General features: G+C 70.6%; 21 protein-coding genes. 16 read left to right on the top strand and 5 right to left on the bottom strand.

Features of this window, described 5'->3' with window-relative positions:
* Nucleotides 1-6: 6 nt before the first annotated feature.
* On the bottom strand, nt 7-1293 hold the full coding sequence (locus VFW66_02920) for an MFS transporter (protein ID HEX5385634.1): 1287 nt from the start codon (nt 1291-1293) through the stop codon (nt 7-9).
* On the bottom strand, nt 1290-3023 hold the full coding sequence (locus VFW66_02915) for a glycerol-3-phosphate dehydrogenase/oxidase (GenBank protein HEX5385633.1): 1734 nt from the start codon (nt 3021-3023) through the stop codon (nt 1290-1292). The genes VFW66_02920 and VFW66_02915 overlap by 4 nt, the downstream gene beginning before the upstream one ends.
* 15 nt (nt 3024-3038) lie before the next feature.
* Between VFW66_02915 and VFW66_02910 the strand changes: the two genes are divergently transcribed.
* The 11 genes from VFW66_02910 to rsgA all read left to right on the top strand — a co-directional run bounded on the left by VFW66_02910 (nt 3039) and on the right by rsgA (nt 12206).
* Nucleotides 3039-3509, top strand: a complete 471-nt coding sequence (locus tag VFW66_02910) for a class I SAM-dependent methyltransferase (protein ID HEX5385632.1) — start codon at nt 3039-3041, stop codon at nt 3507-3509.
* On the top strand, nt 3506-4792 hold the full coding sequence (locus VFW66_02905; GenBank protein HEX5385631.1) for an acetyl-CoA C-acyltransferase: 1287 nt from the start codon (nt 3506-3508) through the stop codon (nt 4790-4792). The genes VFW66_02910 and VFW66_02905 overlap by 4 nt, the downstream gene beginning before the upstream one ends.
* On the top strand, nt 4789-6963 hold the full coding sequence (gene fadJ / locus VFW66_02900; protein HEX5385630.1) for a fatty acid oxidation complex subunit alpha FadJ: 2175 nt from the start codon (nt 4789-4791) through the stop codon (nt 6961-6963). The genes VFW66_02905 and fadJ overlap by 4 nt, the downstream gene beginning before the upstream one ends.
* A gap of 23 nt (nt 6964-6986) precedes the next feature.
* On the top strand, nt 6987-7817 hold the full coding sequence (locus VFW66_02895; GenBank protein HEX5385629.1) for an alpha/beta hydrolase: 831 nt from the start codon (nt 6987-6989) through the stop codon (nt 7815-7817).
* Nucleotides 7818-7842: 25 nt separating this feature from the next.
* Nucleotides 7843-8424, top strand: a complete 582-nt coding sequence (locus tag VFW66_02890) for a metal-dependent hydrolase (protein ID HEX5385628.1) — start codon at nt 7843-7845, stop codon at nt 8422-8424.
* A gap of 95 nt (nt 8425-8519) precedes the next feature.
* Complete coding sequence (locus tag VFW66_02885) at nt 8520-8954, top strand: Asp23/Gls24 family envelope stress response protein (protein HEX5385627.1); 435 nt, start codon at nt 8520-8522, stop codon at nt 8952-8954.
* A gap of 10 nt (nt 8955-8964) precedes the next feature.
* On the top strand, nt 8965-9345 hold the full coding sequence (locus tag VFW66_02880; protein ID HEX5385626.1) for an Asp23/Gls24 family envelope stress response protein: 381 nt from the start codon (nt 8965-8967) through the stop codon (nt 9343-9345).
* Between the two features lie 3 nt (nt 9346-9348).
* Complete coding sequence (amaP, locus tag VFW66_02875) at nt 9349-9912, top strand: alkaline shock response membrane anchor protein AmaP (protein ID HEX5385625.1); 564 nt, start codon at nt 9349-9351, stop codon at nt 9910-9912.
* A 102-nt stretch (nt 9913-10014) separates the two neighbouring features.
* Nucleotides 10015-10944: a proline dehydrogenase family protein gene (locus VFW66_02870; protein HEX5385624.1), complete on the top strand. Its 930-nt coding sequence runs from the start codon at nt 10015-10017 to the stop codon at nt 10942-10944.
* Nucleotides 10945-10953: 9 nt separating this feature from the next.
* The gene (locus VFW66_02865) at nt 10954-11268 is read left to right on the top strand and encodes a hypothetical protein (protein HEX5385623.1); all 315 of its coding nucleotides are present in this window, start codon (nt 10954-10956) and stop codon (nt 11266-11268) included.
* Complete coding sequence (gene rsgA, locus VFW66_02860) at nt 11265-12206, top strand: ribosome small subunit-dependent GTPase A (GenBank protein ID HEX5385622.1); 942 nt, start codon at nt 11265-11267, stop codon at nt 12204-12206. Before VFW66_02865 ends, rsgA begins: the two co-directional genes overlap by 4 nt.
* A 7-nt stretch (nt 12207-12213) precedes the next feature.
* Here the strand turns inward: rsgA and VFW66_02855 are convergent, their stop codons facing one another.
* Both VFW66_02855 and VFW66_02850 read right to left on the bottom strand, forming a co-directional pair.
* Entirely contained in the window at nt 12214-12537 is a 324-nt protein-coding gene (locus VFW66_02855) for a nucleotide pyrophosphohydrolase (GenBank protein HEX5385621.1), read from the bottom strand.
* Nucleotides 12537-13100: a type 1 glutamine amidotransferase domain-containing protein gene (locus VFW66_02850; protein ID HEX5385620.1), complete on the bottom strand. Its 564-nt coding sequence runs from the start codon at nt 13098-13100 to the stop codon at nt 12537-12539. Before VFW66_02850 ends, VFW66_02855 begins: the two co-directional genes overlap by 1 nt.
* A 76-nt stretch (nt 13101-13176) precedes the next feature.
* Here VFW66_02850 and VFW66_02845 point away from each other — a divergent pair, with 76 nt between their 5' ends.
* The 5 genes from VFW66_02845 to VFW66_02825 all read left to right on the top strand — a co-directional run bounded on the left by VFW66_02845 (nt 13177) and on the right by VFW66_02825 (nt 16704).
* The gene (locus VFW66_02845; GenBank protein ID HEX5385619.1) at nt 13177-13419 is read left to right on the top strand and encodes a hypothetical protein; all 243 of its coding nucleotides are present in this window, start codon (nt 13177-13179) and stop codon (nt 13417-13419) included.
* Between the two features lie 11 nt (nt 13420-13430).
* Nucleotides 13431-15560 carry a dehydrogenase E1 component subunit alpha/beta gene (locus VFW66_02840; protein ID HEX5385618.1) on the top strand — a complete coding sequence of 710 codons (2130 nt, stop codon included), beginning with the start codon at nt 13431-13433 and terminating at the stop codon, nt 15558-15560.
* Nucleotides 15561-15632: 72 nt separating this feature from the next.
* Entirely contained in the window at nt 15633-16073 is a 441-nt protein-coding gene (locus tag VFW66_02835) for an antitoxin Xre/MbcA/ParS toxin-binding domain-containing protein (GenBank protein ID HEX5385617.1), read from the top strand.
* A gap of 2 nt (nt 16074-16075) precedes the next feature.
* Entirely contained in the window at nt 16076-16543 is a 468-nt protein-coding gene (locus VFW66_02830; protein ID HEX5385616.1) for an RES domain-containing protein, read from the top strand.
* Nucleotides 16540-16704 carry a hypothetical protein gene (locus VFW66_02825; GenBank protein HEX5385615.1) on the top strand — a complete coding sequence of 55 codons (165 nt, stop codon included), beginning with the start codon at nt 16540-16542 and terminating at the stop codon, nt 16702-16704. The genes VFW66_02830 and VFW66_02825 overlap by 4 nt, the downstream gene beginning before the upstream one ends.
* Here the strand turns inward: VFW66_02825 and VFW66_02820 are convergent.
* A complete protein-coding gene (locus VFW66_02820; GenBank protein HEX5385614.1) occupies nt 16685-18574 on the bottom strand; it encodes a protein kinase in 1890 nt (629 codons plus the stop codon). The two genes, VFW66_02825 and VFW66_02820, sit on opposite strands and share 20 nt — an antisense overlap.
* Between the last annotated feature and the right edge of the window lie 187 nt (nt 18575-18761).

Genomic DNA, 18761 nt, shown 5'->3' with positions numbered 1-18761 from the left:
CGTTTCCTATGCCTCCTCGGGTGTGAGCGGCCGGTGGAGCGGTTTCGCCTGCGGCGCCGCGTACCGGTAGGGCCCGAGCCGCGTCATGAGCAGCGCCGCCGCGAGCGTCACGGCGAAGTACCCCACGAGCGGCGCGCGATACGAGCCGGTGCGATCGAATCCCGCGCCCATGAGAAACACCCCCAACCCTCCGGCGAGCACGAAGCTCCCGAACGCGAGCCCGAACGCGGTGCCGAGCGCCCGGAGGCCGAAGTAGCGACTCATGAGAAACGCGATGATATCAACTTCGGCGCCCAGCGCGAGCCCCGCCATGAACCCCGCGGCCAGTGCCGTCTGTCCGGTGGCGCCGGCCGCGAGCAGGGCCATGCCGGCCGCTGCGAGGCAGAAGATGATCGCGGAGACGTACGGCGCGAACAATCGATCCAGCAGATAGCCCGAGCCGGTTCGGCCGGCCAGCAACGCGATGCCCACGACCGAGCTCGCAAGCGCCGCCGCGTCGGCGGTCATCCCGCGGTCGCGGAGCAGCGCCGGCATGTGCAGGACGGTCGCTTGCGTGCTCGCGCTCACGACCGAAAACGCTGCGACCATGAGCCAGAACTCACCGCACCGCCAAGTCTCGCGCCATTCCAACCCCGGATCGCGTGCGGGCACGCCGTCCGCCCCGGCGGGAGCGCGGGCTCCATCGGGGAGGAGCCCTTTCCGGCGGGGCTGTTCCACCAGGACGCCGGCGGCGACCGGCAGGGCGATCGCAAGGGCCGCCCCGCCCACCGCTGCGAACGCGGCCCGCCAGCCGAGCGTCGTGATGAGCCGCTGCACCAGCGGCGGCATCACGATGGCACCGAGCCCCAGGCCGAACATCATGAGCCCGAGCGCCAGCCCGCGCCGGCGATCGAACCAGCGCGAGATCAGGATGCTGTACGTAATCGGCCCGGTCGCGATGCCGAGCAGGCCCAGCAGCGCGTAGAAGAGGTAGAGCTGCGAGAGATGCGTGCCCAACGTCAGCGCCGAGAGCAGCAGCACGCCGAGCAGCAGGATGCTGCCCACCGTGACGGGGCGGGCGCCGTAGCGGTCGGCCAGCCGGCCGACGAGCGGTGCGCAGCAGGCGGCGACGATGCTGTGGAGCGTGAAGGCCAACGAGATGGCCGCGCGGCCGGCGTGGAATTCCTCGCGCAGGGGCGTGAGGAAGACGCCGAACGAGTACACCGTGATCGGCACGCCCGAGAGAAAGAGTCCGATCGCGGAGCCGCAGACGATCCACCAGCCGTAGAAGACCGGAGGGCGGCGCTCGGTCATTCCATGCCCCGATGCGTGTGCGGACACTCGCCCGTTCCGGAGTCCGCCCCCGCCACGATCTGCTCGTACCGCTGGACTTCCTCCGCCATCCGCTCGGCGTCCCATCCGAGCTCCTGCCCCATCAGCTCGGCCACGCGCCGTGCGGCGCGCAATCCCTGGTCGCGGGTCTCGTAGTAGACGTGCACCCGTCGGACGAGCACGTCGGCCACGCGCTGCGCCAGCTCGCGTCGGGCCATGTGCACCACTTCGGCCTCGATGGCCGGGTGCTCGGGATGAAGCCGGCGCTGCAACGCGCGATAGCTCGATGCGAGGTTCAGGATGCCCGCCGCCTCGGTGCCATAGTGCGCCACCAGATGGTCCGCGGTTTCGGGCGTGAGGCCGAGTTCCAGCGCGCGATCGCGGAAAAGTCGAAAGTCGTGGGTCTCGCCGCCCGGGAGCGGCTCCACGTCGGTCGGCGCCGGGTGCAGCTCGCGCTTCACACCGCGGCGGGCGAGCAGCCGCACCGCCCGGTCCACCGCCTCACGTGCCATCACGCGATAGGTCGTGAGCTTGCCGCCGGCCACGGTGAGCATGCCGCCCGGCCCCTCGCTGATCGCGTGCTCGCGCGAGCGGCTCGACGGCCCGCGCTTGCCATCGGCCGCGAGGAGCGGGCGGAGCCCGGCCCACGTGGCGCGGAGATCCTCGACGCCGAGCCGCGCGTTGGGAAAGCGGGCGTTGACCGAACGAAGGAGATAGACCACATCCTCCGGCGCCGGTGCCACGGCATCGGGCGATTCACCGGTGTCGGTGTCGGTCGTCCCCACGTACGACAGCTCGCCCCAGGGGAGCGCGAAGAGTACCCGCCCATCGATCGGGCTCAGGAAGGTGATCGCTTCGCGGTGCCCGATGCGGCTCCGCGGCACGACGATGTGGACGCCCTTGGTGGGGCGGAGCAGGGGGCGCGCCGCCGGGTCCTCCATCCGGCGAAGCGCGTCGGCCCAGGGGCCGGTCGCATTTACCACGAGAGCCGCGCGCACCGTCCCGGTCTCCCCCGTGAGCCGGTCCTCGACCCTCGCGCCCACCACGTCCGGGCCGTCGCGCACGAGCCCGCGCACGGCGAGATAGGTCCCGATCCGCGCCCCGTGAGCGATGGCCGCGCGCGCCGTCGCCAGCACGAGGCGGGCGTCGTCGCACTGGGCGTCGAAGTAGCGCGCGCCGCCCACCAGTCCCCGCACGCGAAGCATCGGCTCGCGTTCGAGCAGGGCGCGCTTGCCGAGCATGCGGTGCCGGGCGACATTGCGGAACAGCGCGAGCAGATCGTACAGCCACATGCCGGCTGCCAGGCGCCAGAGCGAAATCCGGTCGCCCTGGTGCAGCGGAAAGACGAACGGCAGCGGCCGCACGAGATGTGGCGCGGTGGCGAGCAGCACCTGGCGCTCGCGATTCGCCTCCAGCACCAGGCGCCAGTGGCCCTGTTCGAGGTACCGGAGTCCGCCGTGAATGAGCCGGCTCGAGCGCGAGCTGGTGCCGGCGCCGAGATCATCCTGGTCCACGAGGATCGTGCGCAGCCCCCGCATCGCGGCGTCCCGCGCGATCCCCGCGCCGGTAATGCCGCCGCCGATGACCAAGAGATCCGCCGGCTGCGCGCCGAGCGCGCGCAGGTCGGCCCGATGTGAGGAGTGGCCCGCGTGCCGCTGAGTCCCGTTGCCCGCCTTCCCCGTCCCAGCACTTGGTTCTTCTGGCAGGCTCATTTCATCCACCCCGGCATGCGCGTGCTCGACCTCGCTTGCGGCGAGGGACGCCACGCGCTGGCCGCTGCCGCGCTCGGCGCCCAGGTGATCGGTCTCGACAACGACTCCGAGAAGCTGGCCGCGGCGCGCGACGCGGCGGCCCGCCTCTCGCTCCGGGCGGAGTTCCGCTGCGTGGACCTCGAGGGCCCCTGGCCTCCACTCGGCGCATTCGACGCGATTCTCGACTTTAATTATCTGGATCGGGCGCGGATGCCCCAACTGGTCGAGTGCATCGCACCCGGCGGCGTGCTGTTCATGGAGACCTATCTCGTGGCGCAACGTGAGCAGGGCTGGGGCCCGACGAGCGCCGACCACCTGGTGCATCCGGGTGAGCTCGCGCGCCTGGTCGACCCGCTCGAGGTGCTCCACGGCCGCGAGGTGATGGAGCCGGTGGATGCCGAGCGCTGGCGGGCGGTCGCGAGCGTGATCGCAAGAAGGCCTGAATGATAACGCCGAGGCGGGTCGCGGTCGTGGCCGGGGTCCGCACCCCGTTCGCCCGGAGCGGCACCATCTTCCAGGACGTGCCCGCCGTGGCGCTCGCCCGCCACGCCGCGCGCGAGCTGCTCTACCGCACCGAAATCGATAGCCGCGAGATCGACGAGGTCATCCTGAGCCAGGTGGTGCCCTCGGTGCTCACGCCCAACGTGGCACGCGAGGTGAGCCTCCTTCCACAGCTCCCGCCGAGCGTGCCGGCCTATACGCTGAACCGCGCGTGCGCCTCCGCGGCCCAGGCGATCGACAACGCCGCCGACCAGATTACCCTCGGGAACGCCGACGTGGTGCTCGCGGGCGGCGTCGAGTCGCTCTCCGATATCCCCGTGCTCCACTCGCGGCGCATGAGCCGCATCCTGGTGGCAGCGGGCCGCGCGAAAACCGTGAGCGCGCGTGTCGCAGCCATGGGCCGTGCGCGCCCGCGGGACCTCGTGCCCGTAACCCCCGCCATCGCCGAGCCCTCCACCGGCGAAACCATGGGTCAGAGCGCGGAGAAAATGGCCAAGGAGAATTGCATCAGCCGCGACGCGCAGGACGGCTACGCGCTCAGAAGTCACCAGCTCGCCGCCGCCGGCACGGCCGACGGGCGGCTCACCTCCGAGATCGTGCCCTGGTTCGGCGGCCCCGACATGGACCAGGTGGTGACGAGCGATAACGGCATCCGCACCGACACCTCGCTCGAGCAGCTCGCCGCACTGCCGCCGGTGTTCGACCGGAAGTACGGCACCGTCACCGCCGGCAATTCGTCGCCGCTCACCGACGGCGCCGCGGTCGTGCTCCTCATGAGCGAGGCGAAGGCGCGCGCGCTGGGCTATCCGCCGCTCGCTTTCATCAAGAGCTACGCGGTGGCCGCCGTCGACCCGGGCTGGCAGCTCCTCATGGGGCCCGCGCTCGCGGTCCCCAAGGCGCTGGCCCGCGCCGGCGTGCCCTGGTCCGCGCTCGGGCTCATCGAAATCCACGAGGCCTTTGCGTCGCAGGTACTCTCGAACGTCCAGGCGTGGGGCTCGAAAGCGTGGGCCGACCGCCTGGGACTTCCGGGTCCGGTAGGCGAGGTCGACTGGGGCCGCACCAACGTGATGGGCGGCTCGATCGCCATCGGCCACCCGTTCGCCGCGACCGGCGCCCGCCTCGTCACCACGCTCGCGAACGAAATGCGGCGGCGCGACGTGCAGTACGGCCTCATCTCGATCTGCGCACAGGGCGGTATGGGCTACGCCATGGTGCTGGAGCGGCCGTGAGCGCGCTCGATGCGGTCAACGACAACGGAATCGCCGTCGTCACGATCGACGTGCCCGGCGCGCCGGTCAATACGCTGGGCAGCGCGGTCACCCGCGAGTGGGAGGAGCTGCTCGAGCGGCTCCGCACCGACGGCACCGTGCGCGGCATCGTGCTCATCTCCGCCAAGTCCGACAGCTTCATCGCCGGCGCCGATATCGAGGAGTTCACCCGGCTCGACGGCCGCGCCGAGGCGGAAGCGCTGAGCCGGAACGGCCAGGCGCTGATGGACCGGGTGGAGCAGTTCCCCAAGCCGATCGTCGCCGCGATTCACGGCGCCTGCCTGGGTGGCGGCTTCGAGCTGGCGCTCGCCTGTCATTGGCGGGTCGCCACCGATCACCCGAAGTCCCAGATCGGCCTGCCCGAGGTGAAGCTCGGCCTCATTCCGGGCGCGGGCGGTTGCGTTCGGCTCCCGCGGCTCATCGGCGCGCGCGCGGCACTCGACATTATTCTCGGCGGCAAGGCCGAGCGGGCGGACAAGGCATTGCGCCTCGGCATGGTGGATGAGGTGGTGCCGCGGAGCATCCTGCGCCAGGTGGCGCTCGCCGCGGCCGACCGGCTCACCCGCGAGCCGCCCGCGCGCAGCGGCTCCGGAGCGGTTCGCTCGCGGCGTGCCCGGCAGAGCGGTGCGTCGGCGGCGCTGCTCGACGGAACACCCGTGGGACGGCGCCTCGTCTATCGAACCGCGCGGCAGCAGGTACTCAAGCGCACAGGCGGCCACTATCCCGCGCCGCTCGCTGCGCTCGAAGTGGTGCGCATCGGGCTCGAGCAGGGCGCCGACGCCGGCCTCCGCGCGGAGCACCAGCGATTCGGCGAGCTTGCGGTGAGCCCGGTGTCGCGCAAGCTGGTGCAGATATTCTTTGCGACGACCGCGCTCAAGAAGGACGACGGCGTGCCGCCGGGCACCGATGCGATGCCGCGCAAGGTGCGGCGCATCGGCGTGGTGGGCTCGGGCTTTATGGGCGCGGCCATCGCCGGCACCGCGGTGCTGAACGCCGAGGTCGAGGTGCGGCTCAAGGACGCCGAGCTCGAGCGAGTGGGGCGCGGGATCAGGGCGGCCACCAACATCCTCGATGAGCGGCTCCGGCGGCGCCGGCTCGCCCGCCCGCAGCACCAGCGGCTCGCGGCACTCCTCTCCGGCAGCGCCGACTATAGCGGCTTCACCCGCGCCGATCTCGTGATCGAGGCGGTGTTCGAGGATCTGGAGGTGAAGCGCACCGTGCTCGCCGAGGTCGAGGCGGAGATCGGGCCCGAGGCGGTCTTCGCGAGCAACACCTCGACCATTCCCATCCGCGAGATAGCGGCCCGCGCCGAGCGGCCGGAGCGGGTGATCGGCATGCACTTCTTCTCGCCGGTCGAAAAGATGCCGCTGGTCGAGGTGATTCCGCACGGCGCGACCGACGCCGCAACCATCGTCACCACGGTGCGCTTCGGCCGCAAGCTCGGCAAGACGATCATCGTCGTGCGCGACCATCCGGGGTTCTGGGTAAACCGCATCCTCTCTCCGTACCTCAACGAGGCGGGCGTGCTGGTCGAGTCGGGCGTGCCCATCGAGCAGATCGACCGCGCGATGACCCGGTTCGGCTTTCCGGTGGGCCCGATCGCGCTGCTGGACGAGGTCGGGCTCGACGTGGCGCAAAAGGCCGCCCGCGTGATGCACGCGAGCTTCGGCGATCGGCTCGCGCCCGCCGGTGCGATCGCCAAGCTCCTGGCTGAGGGACGCTTCGGCCGGAAGAGCGGCGGCGGCTTTTACGCGTACCGCGAGGGACACAAGGCCGGCGCCGACCCGCGCGTCTATCGGCTGGTGGGCGTGAAGCCGGTCGAAGGCAGCTCGGCCGAGGAGGTGCAGGACCGCTTGATCTATCCGATGCTCAACGAGGCGGCGCTCGCACTCGAGGAAGGCGTCGTCCGCTGCCCGCGCGATGGCGACATCGGTGCCGTGTTCGGTTTCGGCTTCCCCGCGTTTCGCGGCGGCCCGTTCCGCACCATCGATGATCTGGGCGCCGCGCGCGTCGTGGATACCCTCGACCGGCTCGCCGCCGCGCAGGGCGCACGCTTCGCGCCGGCCCCGGTGCTGCGCGACATGGCGGCGCGCGGGGCCCGCTACTACCCCGACGCCCGCTCCGCTTCCTGAACGATTCCCGGCATTCCTCTCGCGTGCGCCGCGCCGTGATTTCGACACTCGGCATTCTCGCCTTCGGCTATGCCGGCGCCGTGGCGTGGCTCAGTTGGCACGAGGATGCGCTGATCTTTCCCGTGGATCCGCGCTCCCGCACCCTCGTGCCGCCCGATCCCGCATTGGGCCTCGAGCCTGAGCGCGTCGAGACCGTGACGGCCGATGGCGTCCGCCTGGTGGGCTGGCTGATGCGGGACGCAAGCCCTGACCCGTCCGCGTTGTGGATGCTCATCTTTCACGGCAACGGCGAGAACCTCTCCAGCGCGGGCCGCCCCCAGCACTACCGCGCGCTGCGCGCGCTTGGGCTCAACCTGCTCACCTTCGACTACCGCGGTTACGGCGAAAGCGAGGGCCGACCGAGCGAGGCGGGCGTCTACCGCGATGCCGATGCCGCCTACGCGTACCTGCGCGATTCGCTCGGCATCCCGCCCGAGCGCATCCTGATCTTCGGGCACTCGCTCGGCAGCGCCGTGGCGGTCGATCTGGCGAGCCGGGTGCCGGCTCGCGGCATCGTGATCGAAGGTTCCTTCACGTCGGTTCCCGAGGTGGCCCAGCGGATCTATCCGTTCTTTCCAGTGCGCCTGCTCGCGCGGAGCCGATTTTCCTCGATCGACAAGATCGGCCGAGTCGCGATGCCGAAGCTCTTCCTCCATGCTTCGGTCGACCGGATGACCCCGCTCGCGCTGGGTCGCCGGCTCTACGATGCCGCGGCCGAGCCAAAGGCGTTCATCGAGCTGGCCGGCGGCCATGCCGACGCCTACGACGCGGACTCGGCCGCGTACTTCGGCGCCATCGCGAGCTTCCTGCGGTGACCGCGCATGGGGTGAGCACGGCAGGGTGAACACTCCGTCGCACCTCATCATGACGGCCGCGCTCAAGAAGGCGTGGGGCGTGCCGCGCGAATGGTCCGCCGTGCTCTGGGGTTCGGTGGCGCCCGACATCCCACTCTATCTGCTCACGTTCGGCACCCTCGGCTGGATGCACTGGAAGCTCGGCTGGTCGGGCGAGCAGACGGCCCGGCTGATGTTCGGCCAGCTCTACTTCCACAACCCGTGGTGGATCGCCGCGCACAACCTGCTGCACGCGCCGATCCTGCTCCTCGCCGGGCTTGCCGCCACCCGGCTCCTGCGCCCCAGGGCGCCGCGTACCGCGCACTGGCTCTTCTGGTTCTTTGCCGCCTGCCTGCTGCACAGCGTCGTGGACGTGCTCACCCACTACGACGACGGGCCTCTCGTCTTCTTTCCGTTCGACTGGACGTTCCGGGTGCACAGCCCGGTGAGCTACTGGGACCCGGCGCACCACGGCCGCGAGTTCGCCCGCGCCGAGATGGCGTTCGATCTGGTGCTGTTGCTTTACCTGGCCGCCGGTCCGCTCGCCCGGCGATTTACCCGTCGCGGCAAGCGGGACCCGGTGACGTGAGAGCCGTCACCGCGCCGATGTCGCGCGGCCCACATGCTCGTGGATTGTCCGCGCGCGCCGCGCACCCCTATGCTCTCACCCGAAGGAGGCACATCGTGCCGGACCAGACAGCCGCGCCGCGAGCCACCGAGCTCACCGGTGATCACGGCCGAACCACCATCGCCGATGTCGTCGTCGCCAAAGTCGCCGGCCTCGCCGCGCGCGAGATTCCCGGGGTCCACGAGCTGCTCACGCAAGGTGTGAGCGGCACCATCGCCGGGCTGGCGCAGCGCGTGGCCGGCGGCGACACCCGGGCGCACGGCGTCCGGGTCGAGGTGGGCGAGCACGAGGCCACGGTCGATCTGCGGGTCACCGTCGAGTACGGGGTCAGCATTCCCCAGGTGGCGGAGGCAGTCCGCCGCAACATCATCGATCGGGTGGGCGGCATGACCGGCCTCATAGTGCGGGAGGTGAATATCGACGTTACCGACCTGCACTTCCCCGATGAGGAGCCGGCGCCCGGGCAGCCCGGGGTGTCGCGGGCGGCGTGAGCCGCAACGCGTGAGCCGCACCGCGCCGCCGGATGCAGGGCAGGGCGTGCGGCCCGAGCCGAGCCCGTCGCTCGCCGGAGACGTGCAACTCGCCCGCTGGGTGGCGCACGCGGCGAGTGCGGTGCCCGGGGTCGCGGGGTTGAGCGGCGGCTGGTTTCTCGAGAGCGCGACGTTCGGCCCGGGCGACGTGGTCTGCGGCGTGAGGGTGCGCCGTGGCGATGGCGCGCTTTCGTTCGACCTGCACCTCATCGCCGAGGCCGCCGTGCCCGACCTGCTCGATCTGGCGCGGCGCGTGCGCGCGGCCGTGCGCCGCTCGGTCGAGGCGCTCGGCGCCGCGCGCGTGGCCGATATCGACATCGCGATCGATGACCTCAGCGCAAGCGGAGGTTAGCGGATGGACAGGCTCAATCGGGTGCTGGTGCTGATCGCCGACGTCGTGCTGCTCTTCGTGGCCGGCTCGGTCGCGGCGGTGGCGCTCGGCGCCGTGCCGCCGTCGTTCCGGTACACGCCATGGCTTTCGAGCGGCGTCGCGGCGCTCCATGGCGCTTCATCGGCCGTGCGCGCCTGGACCGCGGTGATCGCCGCGCTCGTCTTCCTGCTCGCCCTCGCGTTCGCCTGGTTCGAGCTGCGCCCGCGGTCCGGCCGGCGGCTCGTCATCAAGGACGACGATCTCGGTCAGGTCACCGTCGCGCGCGACAGCGTCCGCGAGATCGCAATCCACGAAGCCCGCCGCGTACCCGGCGTGCGCGACGTGCGCGCCCGGGTGAGCGGCGCCGCCGACGGCTTCCGCATCGAGCAGCACGTGACGGTGGATCCTTCGGTCAGCGTGCCCGAGCTGGCCCGCGCCCTGCAGGCCCGCGTCAAGCAGGCCGTCGAGCACCACATCGGTCGTCCCGTGGCCCAGGTCGACGTGGAAACCCGGCTCGCGCGTCCGGCCCCACGCCGCCGCGTCGAGTAGCCCCGCCGCTTGTTCGCGACCGGCCCGCCGCCTAGCTTCGGTTCGGCTGGGTCCGCGTGGTAAATGATGAAACCGCAATAATATACGAGCCCGCTTGTGATCATGCGTCAGGGACTGCTCTGGCTCTCCGAGCAGCAGCGCGTCTTCGACTTCGTGCGGCGGAACGGGGTGGCCCGCCGGTTCGCCTCCCGCTTCGTGGCCGGCGAAACGGTCGAGCAGGGCGTCGCGGCCGCTCAGGCACTCGCGGCGCGCGGCATCAGGGCATCGCTGGATCTCCTGGGTGAAAGCGTCACCGCCGAGCAGCAGGCGACCGCCGCGCGCGATCAGTACCTGCACCTGCTCGACCGGGAGGCCGCGTGTGGCGTCGAGGTCAACGTCTCCATCAAGCTCACCCAGATGGGGCTCGACATCGACGAAGCGCTCTGCGCGGCCAACCTCACCGCCATCCTCGAACGGGCGGAGCGCGCCGGTGGATTCGTGCGGATCGACATGGAGGGCTCGGACTACACCCAGCGCACGCTCGACTTCTACAAGCGGCGGCTGCACGACCGCTTCGGCGCCCATTGCGGCGTCGTCATCCAGGCGATGCTGCGCCGCTCGGCCGCGGACATCGACGACCTCATCGCGATGCGCGCGCGCGTCCGCCTCTGCAAGGGCGCCTATCTCGAGCCGCCGGACGTCGCCTTTCCCGACAAGGCCGACGTAGATCGCAACTACCACAAGCTCATGGAGCGGCTGCTGGCGGCGGGCAACTACCCCGCCATCGCCACCCATGACGAGGCGATGCTCATCGACGCACGGCGGTTCACCGCGGCGAACGACATCGCCGCCGACCGGTTCGAGTTTCAAATGCTCTACGGCGTGCGGCGCGACCTGCAGGAGCAGCTCCGCCGCGGCGGGTACCGCATGCGGGTGTACATTCCGTTCGGGACGCAGTGGTATCCCTATCTCATGCGCCGGCTCGCCGAGCGGCCCGCCAATATCGCCTTCATGCTCGGCAATCTCGTCAAGGAGTCGGCGCCGGGGCGGTAAGGAGCCCGTGTGAGCGAATTCACCCTGGGCGGTTATATGGCCAAGCACGATCGGGCCGCCGCCTTCGGCGGCTCCGATGGCCACGCCTACTCCGCCGCCATCTACGTGGACGAAGAGCCGGACGCGCGCGGCCGGTTCGGCGCGGCGCTGCTCTTCGTGCGCTGGTCGGCCGCCGGTGATCGGCCGGTGGGGCACGTCGAATCCCCGGTGCTGGCCTGGGGCAAGACGCCGGCGGAGGCCGACGAGCGGCTCCGCGCGCTTTCACTGTACGATGTGAAGGCCGCGCTCGACGAAGCCATCGCACACGCGCCGGGAGAGTGGTGACGGCGCTGCTCGGCCGCGTGCTCGGGCGCGACGGCGCGGTCTATCGGGTGGCGGCCCCGGAGGGCGAGGTGCGCGCCGTGGTGAGCGGCGCGCTCAAGCGCGCGCATGAGGAAAGCCGCGAAGGCGCGCGCGACCGCGAGGCGCCGAAGGTGGTGGTGGGCGACGTCGTCCGGCTCGAGCCCGAGCCGGGCGGCGAGCTCTTCCGCATTGCCGGCGTCGAGCCCCGGCGCTCGCTGCTCGAGCGGCGCACACCCGAAGGCCGCGGCACCCGGCCCGTCGCGGCCAACGTGGATCAGGTCGTCGTGGTGGCGGCAACCGTCGATCCCGCGCCGGTGCCTCAGCTCTTCGATCGGCTGCTGGTCCTGGCCGAGGCCGACTCGCTCCCCGCGATCGTGATCGTGAACAAGGTCGATCTCGACCCCGGCACCGCGCTGGCCGAGCGCATGCGCCGCGCGGGCTATGAGGTATTCGGCACGAGTGCACGGACGGGAGAGGGCCTCGATGCCCTGGCCGACCGGCTGCACCGGCGGACATCCGTCGTGACCGGGCCATCGGGCGTGGGAAAGTCGAGCCTGCTTAACGCCATCGAGCCGGGGCTCAGGCTCCGCACCGGCGAGATCAGCGCCAAGCTGCGGCGCGGCAAGCAGACCACCGTCTCGGCGGTGATGATTCCGCTCGCGCAAGGCGGGTTCCTGCTCGACACGCCGGGTTTCAGCGAGGTCGGCCTGTGGGACGTGGTGCCGCGCGAGCTGGCGAGCTGCTTTCCCGAAATGCGGCCCCTGATCAGCCGCTGCCGCTACGCCGACTGCCGTCACCTGGCCGAGCCGGGCTGCGCCGTGCGCGACGCCGTCGACCGCGGCGAGGTCGCCGCCGACCGCTACGAGAGCTACCGCGCGCTGCTCGGTGAGGCCGTGAGCCAGCAGAGCGCCTGGGAGTAGCCGGCCGTCAGCCCGCCGGCTTTCTGGTCCAACGGTTCCGGTCCCGCCGCTCCACCTTCTCCATCATCCGATCGAATGCGGCGTCGAGGTCGATGCCTTCACGGTTGGCCATGCAGATGAGCACGAACAGGACGTCGGCCATCTCCATGCCGAGATCGCCTTCGGGCTCGTCGCGCTTCTTGGTCTTCTGGCCGAAGCGGTGGTTCACCTCGCGCGCCAGCTCGCCCACTTCCTCGGCCAGCCGCGCGACGTTGGTGAGCGGATGGAAGTAGCCCTCTTCGAACTGGCTGATCCAGGCGTCGACCCGCCGCTGCGCCTCGGCGAGCGACATCAGGCGAGTGCCTGCGCCGGCGAGCGCTTGGCTGCGGTGGGCACACCCGTCCCGAGCGCCTCGATCAACGCGCGCATGAACTGAGGGAGGTCCGCCGGCGTCCGCGATGAGATGAGATTGCGGTCCACCACGACCGGGCTGTCCTCCCAGAGGAGCCCCGCATTGACCAGATCGTCCTTGATCGCCCCGACGCTCGTGCCGCGCCGGCCGCGCACGATGCCCGCCGAGATCGGCACCCAGCCGGCGTGACAGATGAAAGCCACCGGCTTTCCGGCCTCGAAGATCTCGCGGGTGAGCGCGAGCAGCTTGGGCGAGCGCCGCATGATGTCGGGCGCGTAGCCGCCCGGAATGACGAGTCCGTCGAAATCGGATCCGGAGAGCGCATCCACCTGCGCATCGACCGTGATCGGATAGCCCTTCTTACCCTGATAGGTGCGCTCGCCGGTGCCGGCCACGACCGTCCTCGCGCCCTCTTCCTCGAGCCGGATCTTGGGATACCACAGCTCGAGGTCCTCGTACAGCGGACCGGCAAAGAAAAGCACCGTGATTCCCTGCAATGACATGTTGCGCCTCCTGTTAGCGTGGGCGGAATATAGGGCGACCCTCACCGGCCCGCCCCCGCCGCACTATCTTCCGTGCATGCGCTCCCGCGACCGGATTCTCGCCAACCTCGATGGCATCTATCGAGATTCGTACGATCGCGCCAAGGCCTCGGGCGAGACCAATCGCATGGTGGACCTGGAGAGCGCCTACATGCGCGACCAACTCATGCTCGAGATCCTGCTCGACATCCGGGATCTCTTCTCCGTGGCACCCGCAGCGAGCGGCGGCTCCGCGCTCGAGCGGCTCCAGGCCCTGCGGCGCCTCACCTCGCGTCCCTGAACCGGAGCTCCATGGCCACACGCGCTTCCAGCCGAGCCCGCGCCGCCGCGAAGCCTCTGGACAAGGCTGACCTGCTCGAGCTCTACCGCATCATGCTGCTCTCGCGGCGCATCGACGACCGCGAGATCCAGCTCAAGCGCCAGAACCGCATCTTCTTCCAGATCTCGGGCGCGGGACACGAAGCGGTGCTCGCCGCTGCCTCCCGCGTGTTCCGGCCCGCATACGACTGGTTCTATCTCTACTATCGCGATCGCGCCCTCTGTCTCGGCCTCGGCATGACGGCCACCGAGCAGCTCCTCTCGGCCGTAGGTGCCGCCGCCGACCCGAACTCGGGCGGGCGCCAGATGCCATCGCACTGGGGCTACCGGGACCTCAACATCGTGAGCGTCTCAAGTCCTACCGGCACGCAGTTCCTCCAGGCGGTAGGCGCGGCCGAGGCGTGGCTGCGATACACCGGCGTGCCCGCGCTCGCCGAGCGCGATGACCGCTATCACGCCGACGAGGTGGTGCTCTGCTCCACCGGCGACGGCACCACGAGCGAGGGCGAGTTCTGGGAGGCGCTCAACACCGCCTGCAACCTCGCGCTTCCGGTCGTGTTCCTGGTGGAAGACAACGGCTACGCGATCTCGGTGCCTGTCGAAGTGAACACGGCGGGCGGATCCATTTCCAAGCTCGTGACCGGCTTTCCCGGACTGTTCATCGAGGAGGTCGACGGCTGCGACCTGCTCGCGTCGTACGAGACGCTGGCGCGGGCGCATGAGTACTGCCGCGCTCGAAAGGGCCCCGCGCTGGTCCATGCGCACGTCATCCGGCCCTACAGTCACTCGCTCTCGGACGACGAGGTGCAGTACCGCACCCCCGCCGAGCGCCAGGCCGATGCCGAGCGCGACCCGCTCCGCCGCTTTCCCGCCTATCTGCTGGCGGAAGGCATTGCCACTCAGGCAGAAATCGACGCGGTGAAGGAGCGGGTCGACGACGAGCTGCGGAGTGCCACGGAGGCGGCGCTCGCCGCACCGCAGCCCGCGCGTGACACGGTCTCTCACCACGTCTACTCGATGGAGGTGGACCCCACCTCCGAGCAGTTCGACACCGAGGACGACCCCCACTTCACGGGCGATCCGACGACCATGGTCGACCTGCTCAATGTCTGCTTGCGCGAGGAGATGGCGCGCGACCCCCGCATCCTCGTCTTCGGCGAGGACGTGGCCGACTGCAGCCGCGAGGAAAGTCTCGGCTCGGTGAAGGGGAAGGGCGGGGTCTTCAAGGTCACCTGGGGCCTGCAGCGCGCCTTCGGCAGCGACCGGGTCTACAATTCGCCGCTCGCGGAAGCCAACATCGTGGGGCGCGCCATCGGGCTCGCGCAGCGGGGGCTCAAGCCCGTGGTCGAGGTGCAGTTCTTCGACTACATCTGGCCGGCGTACATGCAGCTCCGCGACGAGCTGGCCACGATGCGGTGGCGCTCGAACAACGCGTGGTCCGCGCCGGTCGTAGTGCGGGTGAGTTACGGCGGATACCTCAAGGGCGGCGGTCCGTACCATTCGCAGACCGGCGCCGCCGTGTTCACCGGCGTGCCCGGGCTCCGCGTGATCTGTCCCGCCACTGCGCTCGATGCGAACGGCCTGCTTCGCACCGCCATCCGTTGCGAGGACCCGGTGCTCTTCCTGGAGCACAAACACCTCTATCGCCAGGCCTACAACAAGGCGCCGAATCCCGGCCCGAACTTCATGATTCCGTTCGGCAAGGCAAAGGTGGTGCGCGAGGGGAGTGATCTCAGCGTGATCACCTACGGCGCCGTGGTGCAGCGCGCGCTGGTGGCGGCCAAAGAGCTGGAGGCCGAGCGTGGGCTCAAGGTCGAGGTGCTCGATCTGCGCTCGCTCTCGCCGGTCGACTGGGCCGCGATCGAGGCCTCGGTGCGGAAGACCAACCGCGTGCTCGTGGCCTACGAGGATGCACTCTCGTGGGGGTACGGGGCGGAGATCGCCGCGCGCATTGCCGACCAGTCGTTCGCATGGCTGGACGCGCCGGTGCGCCGCCTGGCCGCGACGGACACCTTCGTGGCTTACGCGCCCGAGCTGGAAGAAGTGATCCTGCCGCAGGTCGGAACCTTGAAGCAGGCGATGAGCGAGCTGGCGGAGTTCTGATCGCTGGGCTTTCCCAGTGGACCAGATGGGCATAGATTAGTGCTCATCTGGTCCACCCGCGCCTGAGGGCCCATGACCGACATCCACAAGGTCGCCGAAATCCTGGGCGGCAACCTCCTCCGCGAGCGGGTGCGCACACCCACCGAGCTGCTTCGCCGGTTGCAGCGGGGGCTCCCCGCAAGCACCGCGCGCCGGGTCGCGCGGTACGTCGGCCGCTCGCCGGCCGAGGCACGGCGGGTCGAGCGTGTGGTGGCGCCGCGGGCCACACTCGAGCGGCGCCTCCGGGATGGGCAGCCGCTCACCCTGGAAGAGAGCGAGCGCGCCGAGCGCATCGCGCGGCTCATGGCGCTGGCCGAGCGGGTGCTCGAGTCGGCCGAGGAAGCCCGCGCCTTCCTGCAGACGCCGCACGCGCTGTTCGGCGGGCGGCCGCCCATCGAGCTCGCCCGCACGGACCTGGGCGCGCGCCAGGTCGAAGACGTGCTCTGGAAACTGGAGTACAGCCTGCCGGTCTGAGCGTGCTCGCGTATCGCACCTGCAAGGTCAAGTACGCGCCGCTCGACGGCACCGGCGCGGCGGAGCGGGGCGGCCGCTGGAACTCGCGCGGGCGCCCCGTCGTATACGCGGCCGTTAGCTACGCCAACACGCTGCTCGAGATCCTGGTGCACCGCGACGGCATACGCCTGCCCGGTGCGCACCACGTGGCGCAGCTCGACGTGCCGGACGGCGGGGTCGAGCGGCTGGCATCCGAGTCGCTCCCGGGGTGGGATGCCGAGGCATCGGCCGCGGCGCGCGCGTTCGGTGATCGCTGGCTCGCGGAACGCCGGAGCGTGGCGCTTCTCGTCCCCGCGATGGTTGCCCGTCCGTTTGAGCTGAACGTTCTCGTCAATCCTCTCCACCCCGACTTCGCGCGGGTGCTTGAGATTCAGCGCATCACCGTGCCGTGCGACGCCCGTCTGGCCGCCGGCGGGCTCGCCACTCCATGACGGCGCACGACGGCCGCCGTGCCGAAGAGTCGTTCGATCCCGAGAGCTGGGCCGACCTTCGCGCCCTGGGCCACCGCATGGTGGACGACATGCTGACTTGGCTGGAAACGGTGCGGGAGGTGAGGCGGATCGGAGCCGAGCTCAGCGCATCGCTTCTCTGACTTCGCCCGCCGCTGCGATCACGTTGTCCACGTCGCGCGAGAGCGCCTTGGCCTGCTGGGTGGCGTTGGTGAGGTCGCCCAGGACCGCATCGACGCCGGCCGAGCGGAGCCGGAGCAGATCGAATCGCACGTTCTGCATGGCGAGCACGCACGATTCGAGATGGCTCGCCACGAGACTGCGCCGGCTCCGAAGATCGCTGACCGTGTCGCGCTGCTTTTCGAGCAGCGCCAGCCGGCGGGCGCGCTCCGCGTCCTCCGGCTCCCGCTGGATGGCGGCGATACGATCGTCGAGATGGGCGAGGCCGCCGCTGTCCAGGTTGCTGTCCATCGCGTGCAATGTGCGCGCGAGGTCGGTGGCGCGGTTGTAGAGCCCGTCTACGGTGGCTGCGATCTCCGGCAGCAGCTCGCGCTCCGAGGCCGGCAGGCGATCGAGCAGCTTGTAGATCGCCTGCCGATCGCCGTGGGCCTGCATGATGACGGCGAGCTGCGCGCCGAACTCGTCCGCCTTGGGCGGTGCGAGCTGGCGCGGGAGTTTGCCGCCCTTCACCTGGGTGGATTCGAGCGCGTCCGGCGCGGGAGGGCGCATCAGCACGTCCCGCCAGCTATAGCCGGCCTGCCAGAGGAGTCCGTACCCTTTGAGCAGACCGATGCCGATGGCCGCGGTGGGGATCAGGAACCAGGGGTCCTGGATGCCGGTGGCGATGTTGATGAAAAAGAGGCCGCCCGAGACCGCCGCCCACCGGGCAAACTTCGCCCGCACCCTGAGCACGATCTGAGGCTCACCGGTGTCCGGAACCGCGCGGTCGTCGGTGGCGAGCGGGCGGGAGGTCCGTTGAATCGGTGCTCTGCCCGGGCTCGGTCTTGCGGTGCCCGGGCGCGTGCCGGGGCGCGGCAGACCCGGGCGCCCCGTGCCCGCCGCGGGGCCGGCGAGCGAGCGCCGGGCCGTGCCGTCGCGCGGCCTGCCCCCGGGCGCCGCGCGCCAGCCGAGTCCGGTCGGCCGGTAGCCGCCGACGTTCCGGCTCTCGAGCGCGCGGCGGAGCGCGTCGGCGCTGGGCCAGCGGTTCTCGGGATCCTTCTCGAGGCATCGGCTCACTGCGAGCGCAAGATCTTCGGGTGCGTCCGGGCGGTGCATCGCCACGTCCGGCGCGGGCTCCGTGATCTGCTTCATCAGGATGCCGGCAACCGTGGGCGCCTGGAACGGCAGCTCGCCCGTGAGCATCTGGTAGCCTACGATGCCGAGGCTGTAGAGATCGCTCCGGCCATCGATCTCACGCTCACCGGCCGCCTGCTCCGGGCTCATGAACGAGGGCGTGCCGATGGCGACTCCCGCACCGGTGAGCGTGGCGCCCGAGCTTCCGGAGAGCGCCTTCGCGATGCCGAAGTCGGTCACCATCACCCGGCCGCGGGTGCCCTCGAGCAGGATGTTGTCGGGCTTGATGTCGCGATGGATCACGCCCAGCGCGTGGGCGGCGCTCAGTGCGTCTGCCGTCTCGCGCATGATCCGGCGCACCTCTTCCACCGGGAGCCGGCCCCGCCGCTTGATGCGTGCGGCCACCGACTCGCCGTCGACGTAGCCCATGACGAAGTAGACCAGCCCCTCGCCGTCGCCGACGGTGTGGATCGGCACGATGTGCGGGTGAGAGAGGCGCGCCGCCGTCTGCGCCTCGCGGGTGAAGCGCTCGCGGATGTCGCTCTGGAAGGCAAGCTCGGGCGGGAGGACCTTGATCGCGACCCGGCGCTGCAAGCGCTCGTCGCGGGCGCGGTAGACAACACCCATGCCGCCGCGACCGATTTCCCCCTCGACGGTGTATGCCGTCCCGAGCGCCTTGGCAAGGCGTACCGGCAGCGGCTGGTCGGGTGGGTTGGTCATCGCGTGCGTTGCCTCACAGGTTCAGCCGAGCCGGTGCGCTAGATCGGTCGGGGGTCGAGCAGGGCGGGCAGCGCCATAGACGCGAGGAATCTGCGCGTATGTCCGGCCCGCGGCAACATGCGGGCGGATGCCGGCGCGCAAGCCGGCGCTCGCGGGCATCGCTGATCCGCATCCGGTGTCAATGTGG

The organism is Gemmatimonadales bacterium (genome assembly GCA_036279355.1).
Taxonomy (GTDB): Bacteria; Gemmatimonadota; Gemmatimonadetes; order Gemmatimonadales; family GWC2-71-9; genus DASQPE01.
This window is presented reverse-complemented; position numbering and strand designations above follow the sequence as displayed.